General features: G+C 43.7%; 1 protein-coding gene. It reads left to right on the plus strand.

Going from position 1 to position 270, the window contains the following annotated elements; genetic code table 11:
• Window positions 1-270 (plus strand): FIVAR domain-containing protein (locus A5294_RS02965; protein WP_156483442.1); only part of this gene is annotated, 270 nt, incomplete at both ends.

A 270-nucleotide genomic window follows, 5' to 3' on the forward strand; every position in this document is an offset into this window, starting at 1 on the left:
TGCTGAGTCGAAGAAGAAGACTGTTGCTTACACGAATGCTTCTGATACTAAGAAGACTGCGTTTGATCAGGCTTTGCAAACTGCTCAGACTATTCTTGCTAAGAAGGGTGCAACAGAGAAAGAAATTTCTGATGCTACTACTGCTCTTAAGAATGCTGTTACTGGTTTAGATGGTCATGATGCTTCTGGTTTGCAGGCGGCTGTGACTGCTGCTGAGTCGAAGAAGAAGACTGTTGCTTACACGAATGCTTCTGATACTAAGAAGACTGC

Origin of the sequence: Gardnerella sp. 30-4 (genome assembly GCF_001641215.1) — a bacterium.
Classification (GTDB): Bacteria; Actinomycetota; Actinomycetes; order Actinomycetales; family Bifidobacteriaceae; genus Bifidobacterium; species Bifidobacterium leopoldii.